The 16,304-nt window shown below is 70.3% G+C and carries 16 protein-coding genes and 1 tRNA gene; 3 read left to right on the top strand and 14 right to left on the bottom strand.

Annotation, left to right across the window (positions count from 1 at the left end; all coding sequences use genetic code 11):
* Nucleotides 1-111: 111 nt before the first annotated feature.
* From ACYVF3_RS26825 to ACYVF3_RS26815, 3 genes are all read right to left on the bottom strand, one after another.
* Nucleotides 112-2,697: an ATP-binding protein gene (locus ACYVF3_RS26825; RefSeq protein WP_461157034.1), complete on the bottom strand. Its 2,586-nt coding sequence runs from the start codon at nt 2,695-2,697 to the stop codon at nt 112-114.
* 31 nt (nt 2,698-2,728) lie between these two features.
* Nucleotides 2,729-4,402, bottom strand: a complete 1,674-nt coding sequence (gene ettA, locus ACYVF3_RS26820) for an energy-dependent translational throttle protein EttA (protein WP_461157033.1) — start codon at nt 4,400-4,402, stop codon at nt 2,729-2,731.
* Between the two features lie 288 nt (nt 4,403-4,690).
* Complete coding sequence (locus tag ACYVF3_RS26815; protein ID WP_461157032.1) at nt 4,691-6,694, bottom strand: cytochrome c oxidase assembly protein; 2,004 nt, start codon at nt 6,692-6,694, stop codon at nt 4,691-4,693.
* A gap of 93 nt (nt 6,695-6,787) precedes the next feature.
* Here ACYVF3_RS26815 and ACYVF3_RS26810 point away from each other — a divergent pair, with 93 nt between their 5' ends.
* On the top strand, nt 6,788-7,387 hold the full coding sequence (locus ACYVF3_RS26810) for a DUF3558 family protein (protein ID WP_461157031.1): 600 nt from the start codon (nt 6,788-6,790) through the stop codon (nt 7,385-7,387).
* 132 nt (nt 7,388-7,519) lie between these two features.
* A tRNA-Arg gene (locus ACYVF3_RS26805) sits at nt 7,520-7,593 on the top strand.
* 188 nt (nt 7,594-7,781) lie between these two features.
* On the opposite strand, the gene ACYVF3_RS26800 is transcribed toward ACYVF3_RS26805, so the two are convergent.
* The 8 genes from ACYVF3_RS26800 to ACYVF3_RS26765 all read right to left on the bottom strand — a co-directional run bounded on the left by ACYVF3_RS26800 (nt 7,782) and on the right by ACYVF3_RS26765 (nt 13,779).
* Nucleotides 7,782-8,387 carry a CoA transferase subunit A gene (locus ACYVF3_RS26800; RefSeq protein WP_461157030.1) on the bottom strand — a complete coding sequence of 202 codons (606 nt, stop codon included), beginning with the start codon at nt 8,385-8,387 and terminating at the stop codon, nt 7,782-7,784.
* A gap of 8 nt (nt 8,388-8,395) precedes the next feature.
* On the bottom strand, nt 8,396-9,166 hold the full coding sequence (gene pcaD / locus ACYVF3_RS26795; protein ID WP_461157029.1) for a 3-oxoadipate enol-lactonase: 771 nt from the start codon (nt 9,164-9,166) through the stop codon (nt 8,396-8,398).
* The gene (locus ACYVF3_RS26790) at nt 9,163-9,657 is read right to left on the bottom strand and encodes a nuclear transport factor 2 family protein (RefSeq protein WP_461157028.1); all 495 of its coding nucleotides are present in this window, start codon (nt 9,655-9,657) and stop codon (nt 9,163-9,165) included. The genes pcaD and ACYVF3_RS26790 overlap by 4 nt, the downstream gene beginning before the upstream one ends.
* The gene (locus tag ACYVF3_RS26785; protein ID WP_461157027.1) at nt 9,654-10,454 is read right to left on the bottom strand and encodes an adenylyltransferase/cytidyltransferase family protein; all 801 of its coding nucleotides are present in this window, start codon (nt 10,452-10,454) and stop codon (nt 9,654-9,656) included. The genes ACYVF3_RS26790 and ACYVF3_RS26785 overlap by 4 nt, the downstream gene beginning before the upstream one ends.
* Complete coding sequence (gene catC / locus ACYVF3_RS26780; protein WP_461157026.1) at nt 10,451-10,738, bottom strand: muconolactone Delta-isomerase; 288 nt, start codon at nt 10,736-10,738, stop codon at nt 10,451-10,453. The genes ACYVF3_RS26785 and catC overlap by 4 nt, the downstream gene beginning before the upstream one ends.
* 5 nt (nt 10,739-10,743) lie before the next feature.
* Nucleotides 10,744-11,865, bottom strand: coding sequence for a muconate/chloromuconate family cycloisomerase (locus tag ACYVF3_RS26775; protein WP_461157025.1), 1,122 nt, complete (start codon nt 11,863-11,865; stop codon nt 10,744-10,746).
* Nucleotides 11,866-11,935: 70 nt separating this feature from the next.
* Entirely contained in the window at nt 11,936-13,102 is a 1,167-nt protein-coding gene (locus ACYVF3_RS26770; RefSeq protein WP_461157024.1) for a 4-hydroxyphenylacetate 3-hydroxylase family protein, read from the bottom strand.
* A gap of 125 nt (nt 13,103-13,227) precedes the next feature.
* Entirely contained in the window at nt 13,228-13,779 is a 552-nt protein-coding gene (locus ACYVF3_RS26765) for a flavin reductase family protein (protein ID WP_145743490.1), read from the bottom strand.
* A 153-nt stretch (nt 13,780-13,932) separates the two neighbouring features.
* On the opposite strand from ACYVF3_RS26765, the gene ACYVF3_RS26760 reads away from it, so the two are divergent.
* Nucleotides 13,933-14,709 carry an IclR family transcriptional regulator domain-containing protein gene (locus tag ACYVF3_RS26760; RefSeq protein WP_461157023.1) on the top strand — a complete coding sequence of 259 codons (777 nt, stop codon included), beginning with the start codon at nt 13,933-13,935 and terminating at the stop codon, nt 14,707-14,709.
* A gap of 59 nt (nt 14,710-14,768) precedes the next feature.
* Here ACYVF3_RS26760 and crcB read toward each other — a convergent pair whose 3' ends face one another.
* Genes crcB through ACYVF3_RS26745 form a run of 3 tightly spaced genes read right to left on the bottom strand, consistent with a single transcriptional unit; the run spans nt 14,769 to nt 15,948 of the window.
* Entirely contained in the window at nt 14,769-15,125 is a 357-nt protein-coding gene (crcB, locus tag ACYVF3_RS26755; RefSeq protein WP_461157022.1) for a fluoride efflux transporter CrcB, read from the bottom strand.
* Nucleotides 15,122-15,469, bottom strand: coding sequence for a DUF190 domain-containing protein (locus ACYVF3_RS26750; RefSeq protein WP_461157021.1), 348 nt, complete (start codon nt 15,467-15,469; stop codon nt 15,122-15,124). Before ACYVF3_RS26750 ends, crcB begins: the two co-directional genes overlap by 4 nt.
* A complete protein-coding gene (locus ACYVF3_RS26745) occupies nt 15,466-15,948 on the bottom strand; it encodes a fluoride efflux transporter FluC (protein ID WP_461157020.1) in 483 nt (160 codons plus the stop codon). The genes ACYVF3_RS26750 and ACYVF3_RS26745 overlap by 4 nt, the downstream gene beginning before the upstream one ends.
* Nucleotides 15,949-16,304: the final 356 nt, after the last annotated feature.

The raw sequence follows: 16,304 nt of genomic DNA, 5'->3' as shown, positions 1-16,304 counted from the left end.
GTTGTGCCAACAGGTTCCACTCTAAGACTGTCAGTTCCCGCTCACGGGGCCGGGATCTGACTGCGTACCGCTGGTGAAAACAGACGCAACGATCGATGTCCGGGAGGTATCTCAGAGCAACGGATCCGCTGCCGCACCACCGAATCCGGGTGCGCGGTGGCGGGCACCGAGCTGATCATCCTCTGTGGACTGCCGACGGTTGCGTCCGGTCCCACCGACGGCGTCGTCGTCGGTGTGTTCCGAATCGCTGTCGCTGTGGCTGTCGCCGTAGCCCGGCTCACCGTAACCGGAATTGTGATGGCCGCCATATCCTACGGCGGCGATGCCCTCGCTGACCTGCTGCTTGGCCTCATCGGTGCGGCCCTCGTTGTAGGCCATCAGCGCGTCGGCGAGCAGGTCGGCCAGGCTCGCGTCAGGGCTCGGCTCCGGTGGCGCGGGCTCCGGGCTCGGCTCCGGCGCGCTGAACCGGAAGCTCGGATCCGTGTCCTCGGCGGACCTGGCCGGAGGCTCCGGTTCCGGCTGCGCGGGCTGGAACGCGGCGAGCGGATCGGGATCGGCGTGCCGCGAGCGCCTGCGGGAGGGCTGGTGATCGGCGGGGAGCTGGAGATCGGCGCGGATCTCGGCCAGCGACTTGCCCTTCGACCGGCGCCCGCCGGACTCCTCGGGCACGTCGTGAGCGGCCTGCGCCGTGCTGTCCTGCGGCTCCACCGCGGGGAAGCCCTGCGGCGGCGTCACGGGCTCGGGGTCGGGGTGCTGCGCGTGCCCGCGGCGGTCGTGGGCCTCGGTGATGCGGCGCAGGCTGTCGGCCGCCGCCGCCAGCGGATCACCGCTCCACCGCTGCGAGGGGTCGTCGTCGCCGTAGGCGTCCACGTGGCCACCGGACTCGTAGTCCTGGTCGCCGTAGTCCTGACCAGCTGTTCCATAGCGGCCGGAGCTGGGGTCGGAGCTGGGGTCAGCGGGCTCGTGGTCGCTGGCCACGACCTCGGCCGCGCGTTCGTCGGCGGCGGGGCTCGGGGTCTCGCGGGACGGCCACCAGGCGCCTGCGGAGGACTGCGGTTCCGGGGCCTGGGGCTGTTGCCCGCCCGAGAACATCTCGCTCGGCGAGGCCGAGTCGAAGGCCACCCTGGGCTCGGGCACCGCCCGCCTCCCGGCAGGCGCCTCGTCCACCGGCGCGGCCGCTGGCTCTTCGGCTTCCTCGGCCGCGCGCTTGGTCAGCGCTTCCATCAGCAGCCGCGCCGCGTCGTGCGCCTCGGCATAACCGCCGCGCCCGGTCGAGGCAGGCTCGGCCGGCTCGTCGGGCGCGGTCGCCACGGGTCCGGCGGTCGCCGGCTCGGGTTCCGGTTCCGGCTCGGGAACCAGGGGCTCGGCGGCGGGTTCCGGTGCCGCGTGCTCGGCAGCGGCGGGACCGGCGACAGCGGGTTCGATCGTCACCGGCTCGGGAGCCACGGGCTCGGCAGCGGCAGCTTCGGCAGCGGCAGGTGCCGCGGGCTCGGGAGTCGCGGGTTCGGCGGTAACCGGCGCCGCACGCTCGGGCGTCGTGGGGACGGCGGTAACCGGCGCCGCGGGCTCGGGAGTCGTGGGGACGGGCGTCGGCGCGACCGGTTCGGCCGCCGCGGGCTCGGGGACCGCCGCCACGACCGACGCGCGCGGGCTGCGCGGGACCTCCGCCGGGTAGGCGCTGAGCAGGCCGACCCGGGCGCTGTGCACGGCCGAGCGCCACCGGCGGTCCGCCGAGTACGCGCCGCGCAGCGCCTGCAGCGCGTCGGAGATCTCCTCCACCCGCTCGTGCGCGCGGGACAGGGCGTTGAGGGCTTCGGCGAGCAGGCCGTCGAGCTTGTGCCGCTCGGAGATGGCGGCGGTCTCGGCCAGCACGCGCAGCGCGGCGCCGTGGTCACCTGCGGGCAGGTGCACGCGGGTGGCGAGGGCGAGCCCGAGCCATCCGGTGGGACCGGCGGCCGCCGCGCGCACGGGTTCGGCGAGCACGGCCTGGCTGGTCTCGACGGCTTCCACCCGGTGCCCCTGATCGAGCAGGGCGTGCACGCGTTCCAGCAGCAGCCGGGTCTGGATCTCGCCCGCCTCGGCCTCCGGGTCGCTGAGCCTGCGCAGCAGACCGAGCCCGGCATCGGTGGCCGAAACGGCTTCGCCGAACTCGCCGAGCCTGCGGCAGTGAGCAGCGCGGATCACCCACACCCGGGCCTTGAGCACGCGGGTGAGGTCCTGGTCGTCGTCGCAGTCGGCGTAGAGCCGCTCAGCCTCGTCGAGGACCTGGCTGCGCTCGTCGACGTCCTGCTGCGCGGGCAGCGCCGAGGCCAGGGCGAGCAGCGCGTGCGCGCGGAGGGTGGGTTCGATGCGGTCCTGCGCGAGTTCCCGGCGCAGGATGCGGACGGCCACCTCGTGGCTGCCCGCGTGGACGGCGCACCAGCCGAGCTCGATGCGCAGCCGGGTGAGGACGTCGCCGCCCGAGGCTTCCGCCTCACGCACCGCGGCGAGCGCGCGGCCGGTGGACGCGACACCGCGTCCCAGCCGGTTGGCCGCGAACAGGGCCAGCGACTCGGCGCGCAACCGCGCGCCTCGGTCACCGGTGCGCCTGGCGAACGCGACCGCTCTGTCGCTGAGCACCAACGCCAGCTCCGGGACTCTCCACCGCATCTGCCACGCGGGGTCGAGAAACCCTTCCACCGAGCTGGGCTCTGCCACAGCGGCCACGCTCGCCAAGGCGCCTCCGATCTCAGCCGCGGGTCAACTTGCGATGCGTGACCCGGTGCGGGCGGGCGGCGTCGGCACCCAACCGCTCGATCTTGTTCTGCTCGTACCCCTCGAAGTTACCTTCGAACCAGAACCACTTGGCCGGGTTCTCGTCATCGCCTTCCCACGCGAGGATGTGAGTCGCGACGCGGTCCAGGAACCAGCGGTCGTGGGAGATGACCACAGCGCAGCCGGGGAACTGCTCGAGCGCGTTCTCCAGCGAGCCCAGGGTCTCGACGTCCAGGTCGTTCGTCGGCTCGTCCAGCAGGATCAGGTTGCCGCCGGTCTTGAGCGTCAGCGCCAGGTTGAGGCGGTTGCGCTCACCACCGGAGAGCACGCCCGCCGGCTTCTGCTGGTCGGGGCCCTTGAAGCCGAACGCGCTGACGTAGGCCCGCGAGGGCATCTCGACCTGGCCGACCTGGATGAAGTCGAGCCCGTCGGACACGACCTCCCAGACGTTCTTGTTCGGGTCGATGTTCGCGCGGTTCTGGTCGACGTAGGAGAGCTTGACGGTGTCGCCGACCTTGACGGTCCCGGAGTCCGGCTCTTCGAGCCCGACGATGGTCTTGAACAGCGTGGTCTTGCCGACGCCGTTCGGACCGATGACACCGACGATGCCGTTGCGCGGCAGGCTGAACGACAGCCCGTCGATCAGCAGCTCGTCGAAGCCCTTCTTGAGGTTGTCGACCTCGACCACCGTGTTGCCCAGGCGCGGGCCCGGCGGGATCTGGATCTCCTCGAAGTCGAGCTTGCGGGTCTTCTCCGCCTCGTTGGCCATCTCCTCGTAGCGGGAGAGGCGGGCGCGCGACTTGGTCTGCTTGGCCTTGGCGTTGGAGCGAACCCACTCCAACTCGTCCTTGAGGCGCTTCTGCAGCTTGACGTCGCGCTTGCCCTGGACGGCGAGGCGCTCCTGCTTCTTCTCCAGGTAGGTGGAGTAGTTGCCCTCGTAGGGGTAGGTGCGTCCGCGGTCGAGCTCCAGGATCCAGCCGGCGACGTTGTCCAGGAAGTACCTGTCGTGGGTCACGGCCAGGACGGCGCCCGGGTAGCTGGCCAGGAACTGCTCCAGCCAGAGCACGCTCTCGGCGTCGAGGTGGTTGGTGGGCTCGTCGAGCAGCAGCAGGTCGGGCTTGCTCAGCAGCAGCTTGCACAGGGCGACTCGCCGTCGCTCACCACCGGAGAGGTTCTTGACCTCGGCGTCCGGCGGCGGGCAGCGCAGGGCGTCCATCGCCTGCTCCAGCTGGGAGTCCAGTTCCCACGCGTCGGCGTGGTCCAGGTCCTCCTGGAGCTTGCCCATCTCCTCCATCAACTCGTCGGAGTAGTCGGTCGCGAGCAGTTCGGCGATCTCGTTGAAGCGGTTGAGCTTCACCTTGATCTCTCCGACGCCCTCCTCGACGTTGCCGAGGACCGTCTTCTCCTCGTTCAACGGCGGTTCCTGCTGCATGATGCCCACGGTGTAACCCGGGGACAGGAACGCCTCACCGTTGTTCGGCTGGTCGAGTCCCGCCATGATGCGCAGCACGGTCGACTTGCCGGCCCCGTTCGGCCCGACGACGCCGATCTTGGCACCCGGGTAGAACTGGATGGTCGCGTCATCGAGGATGACCTTGTCACCATGCGTCTTGCGCACGCTTTTCATGGTGTAAATGAACTCGGCCATGCCCTGAATCGTAGTGGCGTCCCACCCACCCCCACACACGTGGGCCCCCGCAACCCGAACGAGCGATGGGGCCCAAGACGTCAAGCAACACCGACGGTGCTTTCCCAGCGCCCCCCAGCAACCTCACGTCTCGGTGACGTCCTGGGGAGGAAGTTTTCATGAAAACTTCCCGGTGGAGGTGTGGGGGAAGTTTTCATGAGAACTTCCCGGTGGGGGGTGTGGAGGAGGTTTTCATGAGAACTTCCTCGTGGGGGTGTGGGGGAAGTTTTCATGAAAACTTCGCGGTTATCAGTCCTTCTCGGCGAGACGCCGGAGCATCTCGTTGTAGGCGGTCAGATCGGCATCCCCGTCCTTGTCGGCCTTCCGATCGATCCGCCGAGCTTGCCGGTCGTCGGCGCGGGACCACTGGATGAGCAGCGCCAGCATCACCACGACCAGCGGCACCTCGCCGGAAGCCCAGGCCAGGCCGCCGCCGAGCCGCTGGTCGGCGAGCAGGTCGACGAACCACGGCAGGTCCAGGCTGCGGTAGAAGTCACCGCCGATGGGTTTCGCGGACATCATCAGCGCGATGCCGAAGAAGGCGTGGAAGGGCATCGAGGCGAAGACCAGGCCGACCTTGCCGATGGGCGGCAGCTGGCGGGGTGCCGGGTCGATGCCGATCACGGGCCAGTAGAAGACGTAGCCGACGACCAGGAAGTGCGCGTTCATCGCCAGGTGCGCCCAGTGCTGGTTGAGGGCGAGGTCGAACAGCCCCGTGAAGTACAGCCCGTAGAAGGAGCCGACGAACAGCACGAGTGCGACGATCGGGTGGGTGAGCACGCGGGTCAGCGGCGAGTTGATGAACGCCATCAGCCACTCGCGCGGCCCGGGGGGCTGGTTCTTGCCCGCGGGTGTGAACACGCGCAGCGCCAGCGAGGTCGGTCCGCCCAGCACCAGGAACACCGGGGCGAGCATGGACAGCAGCATGTGCTGGCCCATGTGGACGCTGAACACAGCGGGCGCGTAGCGGCCGACACCGGCGGAGGTGGCGATGAGGATCGTGAGGCAGCCGCACAGCCAGGCGATGGTGCGCCCGACGGGCCACGCGTCTCCCCTGGCCTTGAGCCGGTGGGCGCCCCACAGGTAGAGGCCGGCGAGGACGAGCGCTGCCGTCCCGTAGACGAGGTCGAAGCGGAAGTCGAACAGCAGCCGCCAGAGGTCCGGTGGCGCGTCGAGGGTGTAGCCGACGATGAGTTCGGTGCGGCTGGGCACGGTGGTGTAGCCGCCGGGTGGCGGGGTGCGGCCGAGCGCGACCGCGACGCCGAGGGTGGCGAACATGATCAGCACTTCGAGGGCGCCGAGCCGCAGCAGCCCGGACGATCCGCTCTCCAGGCGCGCGACGGCCTTGTTGCGCTGCAGGTATCCGAACACGCCGAGGACGAGCAGGCCGGCGATCTTGAGCAGCACGAGCAGCCCGTAGGTGGAGCCGAGCAGCTGCTCCGGCGAGACGCGCACGAGCGCGTTGATCACGCCGGACAGCGCCATCGCGATCCAGCTGACCAGTGCGATCATCGAGAACCGGCGGGCGACGAGCGGGAGGTGCGCTCCGCCACGAGCGGCGTGGGCGATCAGGGCGATCAGCCCGCCCACCCACAGCACGGCCGCCACCAGGTGGAACAGCAGGCTGTTGGTGGCGATGTCGTGGGCCCCGCCGCTGGCGGAGTGGCCGGTGGCGATGACGGGCATCAGCCCGCCGAGACCGAGGGCGAAGGTCACCACGGTCCAGCCCCAGGACAGCACGATCCGGCAGGCCACGGCGACGAGGAACGCGATCAGCGCGGTCAGCGCCCAGGCCTTGGCCTCTTCTAGCGCGTCGATCAGGCCGAACATCACCTCGGCGCTGAGCACATCGTTCACCGGCCGCCCGGTGGCGTCGGCGCAGATGAACGGCACCATCAGCGCGGCACCGACGAACCACGCCGATGCGCCCCAGCCGGCGGCGCGAACCGCCGCGTAGCCGTCGGCGAGCAGCGGGCCGGAGCGGCTCGCGGGGATGCCGAAGGCCGCCAGCAGCAGCGAACCGATGGTCACCACGGCCCCGGTTTCGGCGATGACCCGGACCACCGGCAGGCCGTACTGGGTGACGGGACCGGGATCGGGCAGTCCGAGGAGGGCGTAGTTGGCTCCGGCGGACAGCGCGGTCAGGGCCGCGGCGATCAACGCCGCGAGCACTCCTGCGGTGAAGACCAGCACGCCGACCGTGCCGGAAGCACTGCGCCTGGAATTCGGTTCGGCGACTGACTCTGATGGCACACACCGAGCGTAACGGCCCTGGCGTCGGCATCACCGGTCAGGAGGGCACACCTGGGCGTGGTCTCCCGCACTCGTCGCCGCTACGGTTACCCCGTGCCGAATGTCCGTCACCGCCTACCGCGGGTGCTCGCGCTGTGCGTCCTGATCGGTGGATCGGCGCTCAGCGGCTGTTCGACCGACGTGGCCGGCCGGCCCATCCCGGCGGCGGGTTTCCTGGACCAGCCCGAATCCGAGGCGCCGCACACCCGCTCGGCGATCGCGCAGCCTCCTCGCATCCCGGCTCCGCGCGGCGATGCCGACGCGTGCGGCCTGCTCTCACCCGAGGACCTGGCCCCGGTCGGGGGCGTGGCGGGCCCGCCGCACCCGGGCAACCCGGTGCCGGGCGCCTGCGCGCACCTGCTGGGCGGCGGCCCCGACAGCCCGGACAACACGGCCGCCGCCGGTTTCCACGAGCCGTTCCCCGCGATCGCCCAGCGGCAACCGCGCGGCGTCGAAGTGGACGTGCGGGGTTACTCCAGCTGGCTGTATTGCGAACCGGTCACGGGCTACCAGACCTGCACGGCCGCGACGGCGATCAGATCGGACAGATCTCTGCTGACGATGCTGTCGCTCAAGGACGCCTCAGCTGCGGACACGGCCGAGCGGCTCTTCGTCCTGACCACCGCCGCCCTGCAGAAACTGCCCCCCGCGTAACCCGGTCGACGGTTGTCGAAAAGCTTGCCGTTGTGTACCGGCTCGGCAACGTTGCCGCGTCGTTCGCACATGCGATGCGGCCGACCGCTACCCTCCTTGCTGCACAACGTCGGGCATACCGCCCACCGAACGGCCCCCATAGCTCAGCCGGATAGAGCAAAGGACTTCTAATCCTTAGGTCGCAGGTTCGAGTCCTGCTGGGGGCGCCCACCCCCAGCAGAGGGAACCGCTCGCGGCTGCGCGCCGCGGCCGGAAACCGCCAGTAGCGGTCGATCTGACCATGCCCTGGGCGCCGGTCCGAGGAGATGTCGGCACCATCCTCTGAGCTGAGACCGCCCGCTCGACCGCGGGTCGAGCGGGCGGTCTCAGCGTCGGACCACGTCAGGCGCAGCTCTCATGGCAGGAGTGCGACGAACCGCCAGTCGAGGACGTCGCGCTGCTCCGCGCCATCCGCGGTCACCCGGCTGCGGAGGTGCGCCAGCCGCCCGTTGCGCGCGGGTTCCAGGCGCTCGACGGTGATGGTGCTGCGCAGCGTGTCGCCTTCGAACACCGGGCCGAGGTGATCGCAGCTGTGCCAGCCGGTCACGGTCGCCATGCCGGGCAGCGCCCGCGTCGCCTGGGCCAGCGCGAGGCCGATGGTGTGGCCGCCGTAGACCAGCCGGGTGCCGCCGCCGGCCGCGGCGTCGTCGGCCAGGGTGCCTTGGGGCGTCAACTCGACCTCGAGCTCTCCCGCGAGGTACTGCCGCGCCATCTCCTTGTTGTTGCCGACGTAGGACCCGATCGTCCGCCGGATCCGCCCGGCCGGGAGCAGGGTTCCCAGCCCGAATCCGTCGACCCCCAGGTTGTTCGAGATCGTCTCCAGGTCGGTCGCGCCCTGCTCCAGCAGAGCGGCGATGAGCGCGGTCGGCACACCGCACATCCCGAAACCGCCCACCGCGATGGACGATCCGTCGGCGATGTCCGCGACGGCCCCGGCCGCGGTCTGCACTGTCTTGTCCACGTCGTCTCCTACTCGGTGGCGGCGAGGTGCGCGGTGAGCAATTCGTTGACCCGCTCGGGTTTCTCGGCGTTGAGCAGGTGCGCGGAATCGTCGACGACCTCGAAGCGGCCGTGGGCGGCGGTGTCGGCGATGAGCCGGACCATCTCCGGCGGGGTCGCGGGATCCTCTGCGCCGGCGATGGCGAGCACCGGCACCTTCACCTCGGCCAGCCGTTCGCGGACGTCGAACGTCGAGATCGCCTCGCAGCAACCCGCGTAGCCCTCGGTCGTGGTGGCGCGCAGCATGTCCAGCAGCCGCCGCGCCTCATCGGTTTCGGCGAAGGAGCGGACGAACCAGGTGCCGGGGCGGCTGGGCACCATCGCTTCGGTGCCGTTCTCCCGAACGGTGTCGGCGCGTTTCGGCCAGCTCTCCGGGTCGGCGAACCGGGCGGCCGAGGCCAGCACCGCCAGGCTCAGCACCCTGTCCGGGTGGTCCAGCGCGAGTTGCTGCCCGATCGCACCCCCGATGGAGACCCCCGCGTAGTGGAAGCGGTCGATGCCCAGCCGGTCCAGCAGCGCGATGACCGCCTCGGCCATGCCCGCCATCGTGCGGGGACCGTCGAGCACCGGGCTCTTCCCGTGCCCCGGCAGGTCGAAGCGCACGATCCGGTAGCGGTCGGCGAGTGCGTCCACCTGGGCGTCGAACAGGTGCAGGTCGGTCCCCAGCGAGGGCCCGAGCACCAGGACGGGTGCGGTGTCCGGACCGTCGATCCGGTGGTGCAGCGCGGTGTCGGTGGTCACGCGAAGGGCCTCCCTGGGTAGGTCGCGGCGGCGGACGCGACGGTGAACCGGCCGTGGTCCCAGCCCTCGGTGAGCGGGACGAAGTAGTCGAAGGACACCTGCTTGGTGACGTAGCGCCAGTCTCCGTCGACTCGCCGCAGCGAGTCGGTGTAGCGGCCGGCGGCGATGTGCGGAACACCGTCCTGCACGCAGGGCTGCCACAGGAACGACCGCGCCCGCGCGGTGTCCTCGCCGTCGAGGGTGATCTCCAGGTTGGTCACGTGATGCCAGAACGCGGTGAGCCCGGCGTCGGCGAGACCGGCGAAGAACGTCCGCAGTTCGGCGCGGCCGGTCGCGCGCGACAGCCCGACGAACTCGCCGTCCTCGGCGAACAGGGACACCAGCGCGTCCCAGTCGCCGTCGTCGAGAGCGCGGCAGTAGCGCGCGTCCAGATCGCGGATGGCTTCCAGCGCTTCCAGCCGGGCGAGCCTGCGCAGCACGTCGTCGTTCACGATCCGCCCTCCGCTCGTTCGAGGAAGGTGACCGCGGCAACGCCCTCGCCGGGCGTGCCGTCCACCACCCGCAGCGAGTCGTCGAGGACGTCGACGACAACACCTCCGCCGTTCAGCGTCGCGCGATATCGACCGGGCGGCGGCAGGGCGGTGTTCGGGGCGAGGATGATCCGGTCGCCCGCGCGGATCCCGTCGACCCGGTGCGGACGTCCCAGCGCGTGGGTCACCCCGGGCAGATCGCCCGAGCGCAGGCATTTCCTGGTGTAGGTCGACGAGCACGCGCCGTTGTGCGCGGGCAGCAACGGCACGCCTTCGACGGAGAAGCCCAGGCTCGCACCGAGTTCGCGCAGCGTGCCGACGTCGCCGGCCGCCCTGGCCCCGAAGGTGAAGTTGGCGCCGACGACCACGGCTCTCGCCCCGAGCCGACCGGCGAGGCAGTGCGCTGCGAAGGCCTCCGGGCTCAGCCCGGCCAGCTCGCGGGTGAAGCGCAGCACGCACACCGCGTCGACCCCCGAGGCCGCGGCGAGTTCGGCGCGATGGGCGATCGTGGACAGCGTCGCCGTGTCCTTGGGCAACCCGAGCACCCTGGCCGGGTGCGGGTCGAAGGTCACCATGACCAGCGGCAGACCCCGCTCGTCCGCGGTGCGCCGGGCCCTGTCGATCAGGCTGCGGTGGCCGCGGTGCAGCCCGTCGAACACCCCGATCGTCAGGACGGTCGGGCCGAGGTCGGGCGGTACGTCGTCGAGACCGCGCCAGAGCGTCGCCCGCTCCGGAAGGGATCGCAGCGCGGTGCTCATGACAGGGCCTTCAGATCCGACGGGTGGATCGCCAGCGGCGTCACCTTGATCTTCATGTAGGGGAACAGCGGCAACGAGGACAGCAACGCGTGCAGGGTGTCACCCGAATCGACGTCGAAGACGCTGATGTTCGCGTACTCCCCGACGATCCGCCAGATGTGCGGCCAGACACCCGAGCTCTGCAGCTCCAGGGCGCGTTCCTTCTCAGCGGCGACGAGTGCCGCACGACGATCCGGGTCGAGGTCGTGCGGGATCGCGACCTCCATGTGGACGTGGAAGAGCACCGGGATCAACTCCTTCGGAAGGCCCGGACCTTGGCCGGATCCAGTTCGACGCCCAGTCCTGGGCCATCGGGCAAGTGCAGACCGTCGGCGTCGTAGACGAGCGGGTCCACCAACATCTCCTCGGCCAGCAGCAGCGGGCCGAACAGCTCGCTCCCCCACGTGCTCGCCGGGTTGGCGCACGCGGCGTGCAGCGAGGCGGCCGTGCCGATCGGGGTTTCGATCGACGTCGCCGCGTAGCAGGGGATCCCGGCCGCGGCGGCGATCTCACCGATCGCCCGGCTCGCCCGCACTCCGCCGGATTTGGTGGTCTTGACAGCGAAGATCCCCGCCGCCCGCGACTGGGCGAGCCGCAGCGCGTCGGCGGGCGTGCGGAGGCTCTCGTCGGCCATCACCGGGATCGGCAACGCCGCGGCGATCGCCGCCATCGCGTCGACGTCGTGCCCCGGCACCGGCTGCTCGATCATCTCCACACCGGCGTCGGCCAGCGCGGGGAGGTGGGTCAACGACGTCAAGCGGTCCCAGCGGGCGTTGATGTCGACCCGCACCCCGGCGGTGCTGGCGAGCTTCTCGGCGACGCTGACCACCCGGGCGACGTCGTCGACCGGATCCAGCGCCCCCATCTTCAGCTTGAACGACGTGTGCAACCCGGAGTCCAGCTTCGCCAGCGCTTCATCGGCGACGACGTCGGCCGTCTCGGTGCCCAGCGCCCAGGTCACCGCGACGCTCTCGCGCACCGCCCCGCCGAGCAGGGTGTGCATCGGAACGCCGAGGTGGCGCGCCCAGGCGTCGTGCAGGGCGACCTCGACGGCGTTCTTGGCGAACAGGTTCGCCGCGACGACGTCCGCGCAGTCGCGCAGGATCGCCGGAACGTCGTCGACGCGGCGGCCCAAAAGCACGGGCGCGAGGTACTTCTCGACGATGATCTGCATCGTCTCGACGGATTCGCCGCCCCACCACGGGCCTCCGGGAACGACGCCCTCACCGACTCCCGCGACACCACCGGCGGTCCGGACGAAGACGTAGAGCACGGGCTGGGTGCTCATGCCCGCCTTGGCGAAGCGGTGCGCCCGGCGCATGGGGACGTCGACGATCACCGTCTCGACGTCGTCGATCCGCAGGTCCGTCATCGGGTCCTCTCCTTCCAGCACGAGGGGAAAGGCCGAGCCGGGTGACCTCGCACCCGGCTCGGCGCCGGTCTCACGCGGGTTCGAGCGTGAAGTCGTAGGTCACCGCGTGCTTGCCGTCCCCGCTGTCCACGGGGTCGAGGATCAGATCCGGCTTGGTCGCGGACGCGACATCGCTGTCGAGCCACTCCCCACCGCGGAAGTGGAGCTGCGTGGTGATGGTCCGGTACCCCGGTGCGCGCACCATCAGGTGCAGGTGCGCCGGACGCCACGGGTGCCAGCCCGCCGCCTCCACCAACGCGCCGGTGGCTTCGAGCCCCTTCATCAGCAGGCCGGCCAGGAAGTCGAGCTTCACCGCGAGGCGGGTCACGCCCTGGAAGGTGAAGCGGTGCAGGAAGCCCGATGCGGGCACGAAGCTCGACGCCTTCTCCGGGTCGCCGTAGACGAAGACGTTCTCCCAGGGGATCAGGGTCTTGTCGAGGACGAAGATCGTGTCGTTCTCGTCCAGGCGGCTGGACAGCGGGTAGTCGAACGGGCTGCCCGTGATCCCGGCCTGCGCCGAGTAGGACGGCCGGCAGATCAGCTTCATGCCGGGAGCGCCCATCGGCACGGTGCAGACCAGCGAGTACTCGCGCTTCTTGATCGGCAGGCCGTAGTGGGCCAGGAAGTTGAAGTGGGTGATGGCCGAGCCGGTGGCGACGACCTTCGCCCCGGACACCACGAGGCCCTTGTCGTTCTCCTCCTCGACGTGCATGAACACGTCCGTTACCTCGTCCGGGCCGCGGTGGCGGTCGACCGGCGGGTTCACGATGGCGTGGTTCCAGTAGAGGACCTTCTCCTGGGATTCGGTGTACCAGCGCCGGGCGTTGTCGGCGTAGGGGTCCCAGAAGTCGGGGTTCGCGCCGAGGGTGCCGAGGAAGCTCGCCTTGTAGTCGGGGGAACGGCCCATGAAGCCGTAGGTCATGCGGGCCCATTCGGCGATGGCCGCCTGGTCCTTCTTCATGTCCTCGGCGGAGTGCGGGGCGCGGGAGAACGGGTGGGTGAAGCCGCCGTTGCCGGTGTCGGTGGGCACGGTCAGCACGTCCTGCTTGGCCGGGTCGTGCAAGCCGTCGTAGAGACGGGCCGTCATCCGCACCGCGTTGCGGAACGCCGGGTGCGTGGTGACGTCCTTGACCTTCTCGCCGTACAGGTGGACCTCGCGGCCGTCCCTGAGGCTTTCGATGTACTCGTCGCCGGTCAACGGCCTGTTGGCGCTACCGCTCGTCGCGGCGGACGTGTTCGCGCATCCTGCTGCAGCGTCATTGCTGCCTCCTAGCCTGTCGTGAGCTGAACGTTGAGAGTGGGCTTCTGGGTAGGTGGCTCGCCTCAGCTGGAGCCGGTGATCGATCCGGCGACGAAGGTGACGCCGCCCGGGCCGTCGACGGAGTCGTCCCAGAGCAGCGGCGAGTGGTCGTCGCCGAGGTGGTGGAACTTCCCGGTGTGGAACAGCAGGGGTTGCCCGCCGTGGATGAGGAACTCCTGCACTTCGCCCAGGTACAGGACGTGGTCACCGCCGTCGTAGGACCGCCAGGGCACGCAGGCGACGTGCGCGAGCGTGCCGTCGAGCCGCGGTGTGCCGCAGGCGCTGTCCGGTCCCCACCGCACCTGCTGGCTCGGCTTGCCCGCGAAGTGCAGCGCCAGGTCCTTCTGGTGCGACTCCAGCACGTTGACGGTGAACGGCCGCGAGTCGATCAGCCCGCACAGCCGGGAACGCCGGTCCAGGGACACCAGGACGAGCGGCGGATCCAGCGAGACCGCGGTGAAGGCGTTCACGGTCGCGCCGTGCGGCTCCCCGTCCTCACCGTTGCAGGTGATGACCGTGACGCCGGTAGTGAAGTGCCCGAGGCACTGGCGCAGTTCCCTCGGATCGATCGCCATGGACCTCACCTCCACGCTTGCACGCTGTTCGTGCAAATTGTACGTAAATCGTGCAGAGAGAGTGGCACAGCGCACCCCGGCCGTCAACAGCGGTCCGATTCCTCCCCTCGGGCGAACCGCGGTTCAAGACCGGCGTTGTGGGACGATGCGCAGGTGAACGACGTGGAGATCGGAGCCCAGGACCGCATCCAGAGCATCGAGCGCGGATTCGCAGTGCTGCTGGTCTTCGACGCCGAGCGGCGGAACCCGAGCCTGATCGAGATCGCGAACGCGACCCAGCTGTCCCGGCCTGCCGTACGTCGGATCCTGTTGACGCTGCAGCACCTCGGTTACGTCCGACCGACCGGCGGGAGCCATTGGGAGCTCACGCCGCGAGTGCTGACCATCGGCCAGCACTTCACCGGGTCCAGCGCGGTCGTGGCGGTGTCCGAACCGCACATGAGCCGCTTGGTGGAGGAAACCCAGGAATCCGCTTCGCTGTCGGCGATGGACGGCAGCGACGTCGTCTACCTGGCCCGCGTCCCCGCCAAGCGCGTGCTCAACATCAACGCGACAGCGGGGACCCGCGTGTCAGCCCACGCGACGTCGATGGGACGCGTGCTGCTGGCGGCGCAACCTCCCGAGTTCGTCGAGCAGTACCTGGCCGATCACGGCCTCCGGCCGCTGACCCGGCACACCGTCACCAACCCCGACCAGTTCCGCAACACGCTGGCGAGGGTGCGCGAACGCGGCTGGTCGCTGGTCTCCGAGGAACGCGAGATCGGTTTGATCGCCGCGTCCGCTCCGATCCGCAACCACACGGGTCAGGTGATCGCCGCGCTGTCGTCGTCCACCTCCACGGGCCGCATGAGCCCCGAGCGCGTCGAACGCGACCTCGTCCCGGTCCTCGTCCGCATCGCCGACGAGATCAGCGCGGAACTCGGTGCCTGACAAGCGGGTTCGCGATCCGGCTGAGCGGCCGGTTCGTCGTCCTCGACGCGTCCTGGGGCTCACACCGCCTGGGCGAGGAGCAGACCGCAGTACGCCGCGCCCAGGCCCGCCACGACGCTGCCGAGGACGTTCAGCCCGGCCAGCAGGTGCGAGCGGTCCTGCGCGAGCCGCAGGGTTTCGTAGCTGAACGTCGAGTACGTGGTGAGCGCACCGCAGAAACCCGTGCCCGCCGCGGCGAAGACGGCCGCACTGACCGGCGCCGCCGCCAGGAACCCCAGCAGCAGCGAGCCGGACGCGTTGACGGTGAGCGTGCCCCACGGGAACACCGAGTCGTGCCGGGACTGCACCGCACGGTCGACCAGGTAGCGCAGCGGCGCGCCGACCGCGGCTCCGAGGACGACCCACAGCAGCGTCATCGGGACCCCTCCTCGCGCCCGCTGTAGCGGATCACCTCGACCTCGTCGACGGTAACCACTCCCTCGGCGACGATCTCGTCCAGTTGAGGCAGGAAGGCCCGGATCCGCTCCTCCTGGTCGACGATGATGATCACCATCGGCAGGTCCTCCGACAGCGACAGGATCCGGTTGGTGTGGATGTGTTGAGACGCGCCGAAGCCCTCGTGACCGCGCAGCACCGTGGCACCGGCCAGGCCGGCCACGTGGGCCCGGTGCACGATCTCGGTGTAGAGCGGCTTGTGGTGCCACTTGTCGAACTCGCCGACGAAGATCGTCAGGCGCAGCTCCTGCCCTCGCGACTTCACGACCGCCTCCCCCGCGCCTTCAGCAGCGCTGTCATCAAGACCGATCCCGCGAACACGGCGAGCATCGCCACCAGCACCGTCGACCCCAGGTAGATCAGCGCGACCTGCGGTTTCCCGGCCGCGACCGCCTGCTGGACGTCCACGACGTAGGTGGAGAAGGTCGTGTACCCGCCCAGCACGCCCACCCCGAGGAAGGGCCGCAGCAGGCGTTGACCGGGCCAGACGTCGCTGATCAGCACCATCAGCACGCCCATCAGCAGGCACCCGCTCGCGTTGACGCCGAGGGTCGCCCACGGCATGCCGCCGGGCTCGTGCGGGAAGAGCGAGTTCAGCCCGTTGCGGGCCAAGGCGCCCAGCGCGCCACCGCAGGCGATCGCGACGAGCACGACCGCGGGACGTTCGCGCAGCTCACGGCGCTGCTCGGGCACACCGAGGTCACCATCGGCATCCACGGGCGGAACCGGGTGCTCCGACGACATGCGCACTCCTACCAGGGATCGTCACTGGTAGGGACCGTTGGCAGCCGGTCTGCGGTTCTCCTGCCCGCCGGGCGGGCAGGACGGCGGGCCCCACCGCCGAACGTCCCCAAGCATATCCGAGGAGTCGTTCCGGCATCGCTCGGCGGCGCCTCCTGCACTCCCCCAGCCGACCGGCCGGACCGTGCGGTGTGCACTATTGGCGCGGATGGTCGCGAGAGCGTGGGAGAGGGCATGACGAGCGCAGCGCTGTGGGGGTTCACGATCGTCGCGGTCCTCGGTGTGATGACACCGGGGCTGGACACGATGCTGGTCCTGCGACATGCGCTGCTCGGTGGACGCCGAGCGGGGTTCACCGC

It is taken from the genome of Saccharopolyspora tripterygii (assembly GCF_054778355.1).
The sequence above is the reverse complement of the archived record's forward strand: the minus strand, read 5'-3'. Positions and strand labels throughout refer to the sequence as shown.

Bases quoted from the DNA above. Each gene is read 5' to 3' on its own strand.
- ettA (WP_461157033.1), bottom strand. From the start codon at position 4,402: ATGGCCGAGTTCATTTACACCATGAAAAGCGTGCGCAAGACGCATGGT.
- ACYVF3_RS26745 (WP_461157020.1), bottom strand. From the start codon at position 15,948: ATGTCGTCGGAGCACCCGGTTCCGCCCGTGGATGCCGATGGTGACCTC.
- ACYVF3_RS26785 (WP_461157027.1), bottom strand. From the start codon at position 10,454: ATGAGCACCGCGCTGCGATCCCTTCCGGAGCGGGCGACGCTCTGGCGC.
- ACYVF3_RS26775 (WP_461157025.1), bottom strand. From the start codon at position 11,865: ATGACGGACCTGCGGATCGACGACGTCGAGACGGTGATCGTCGACGTC.
- crcB (WP_461157022.1), bottom strand. From the start codon at position 15,125: ATGACGCTGCTGTGGGTCGTCCTCGGAGCCGCGGTCGGCGCGCCGCTG.
- ACYVF3_RS26765 (WP_145743490.1), bottom strand. From the start codon at position 13,779: ATGGCGATCGATCCGAGGGAACTGCGCCAGTGCCTCGGGCACTTCACT.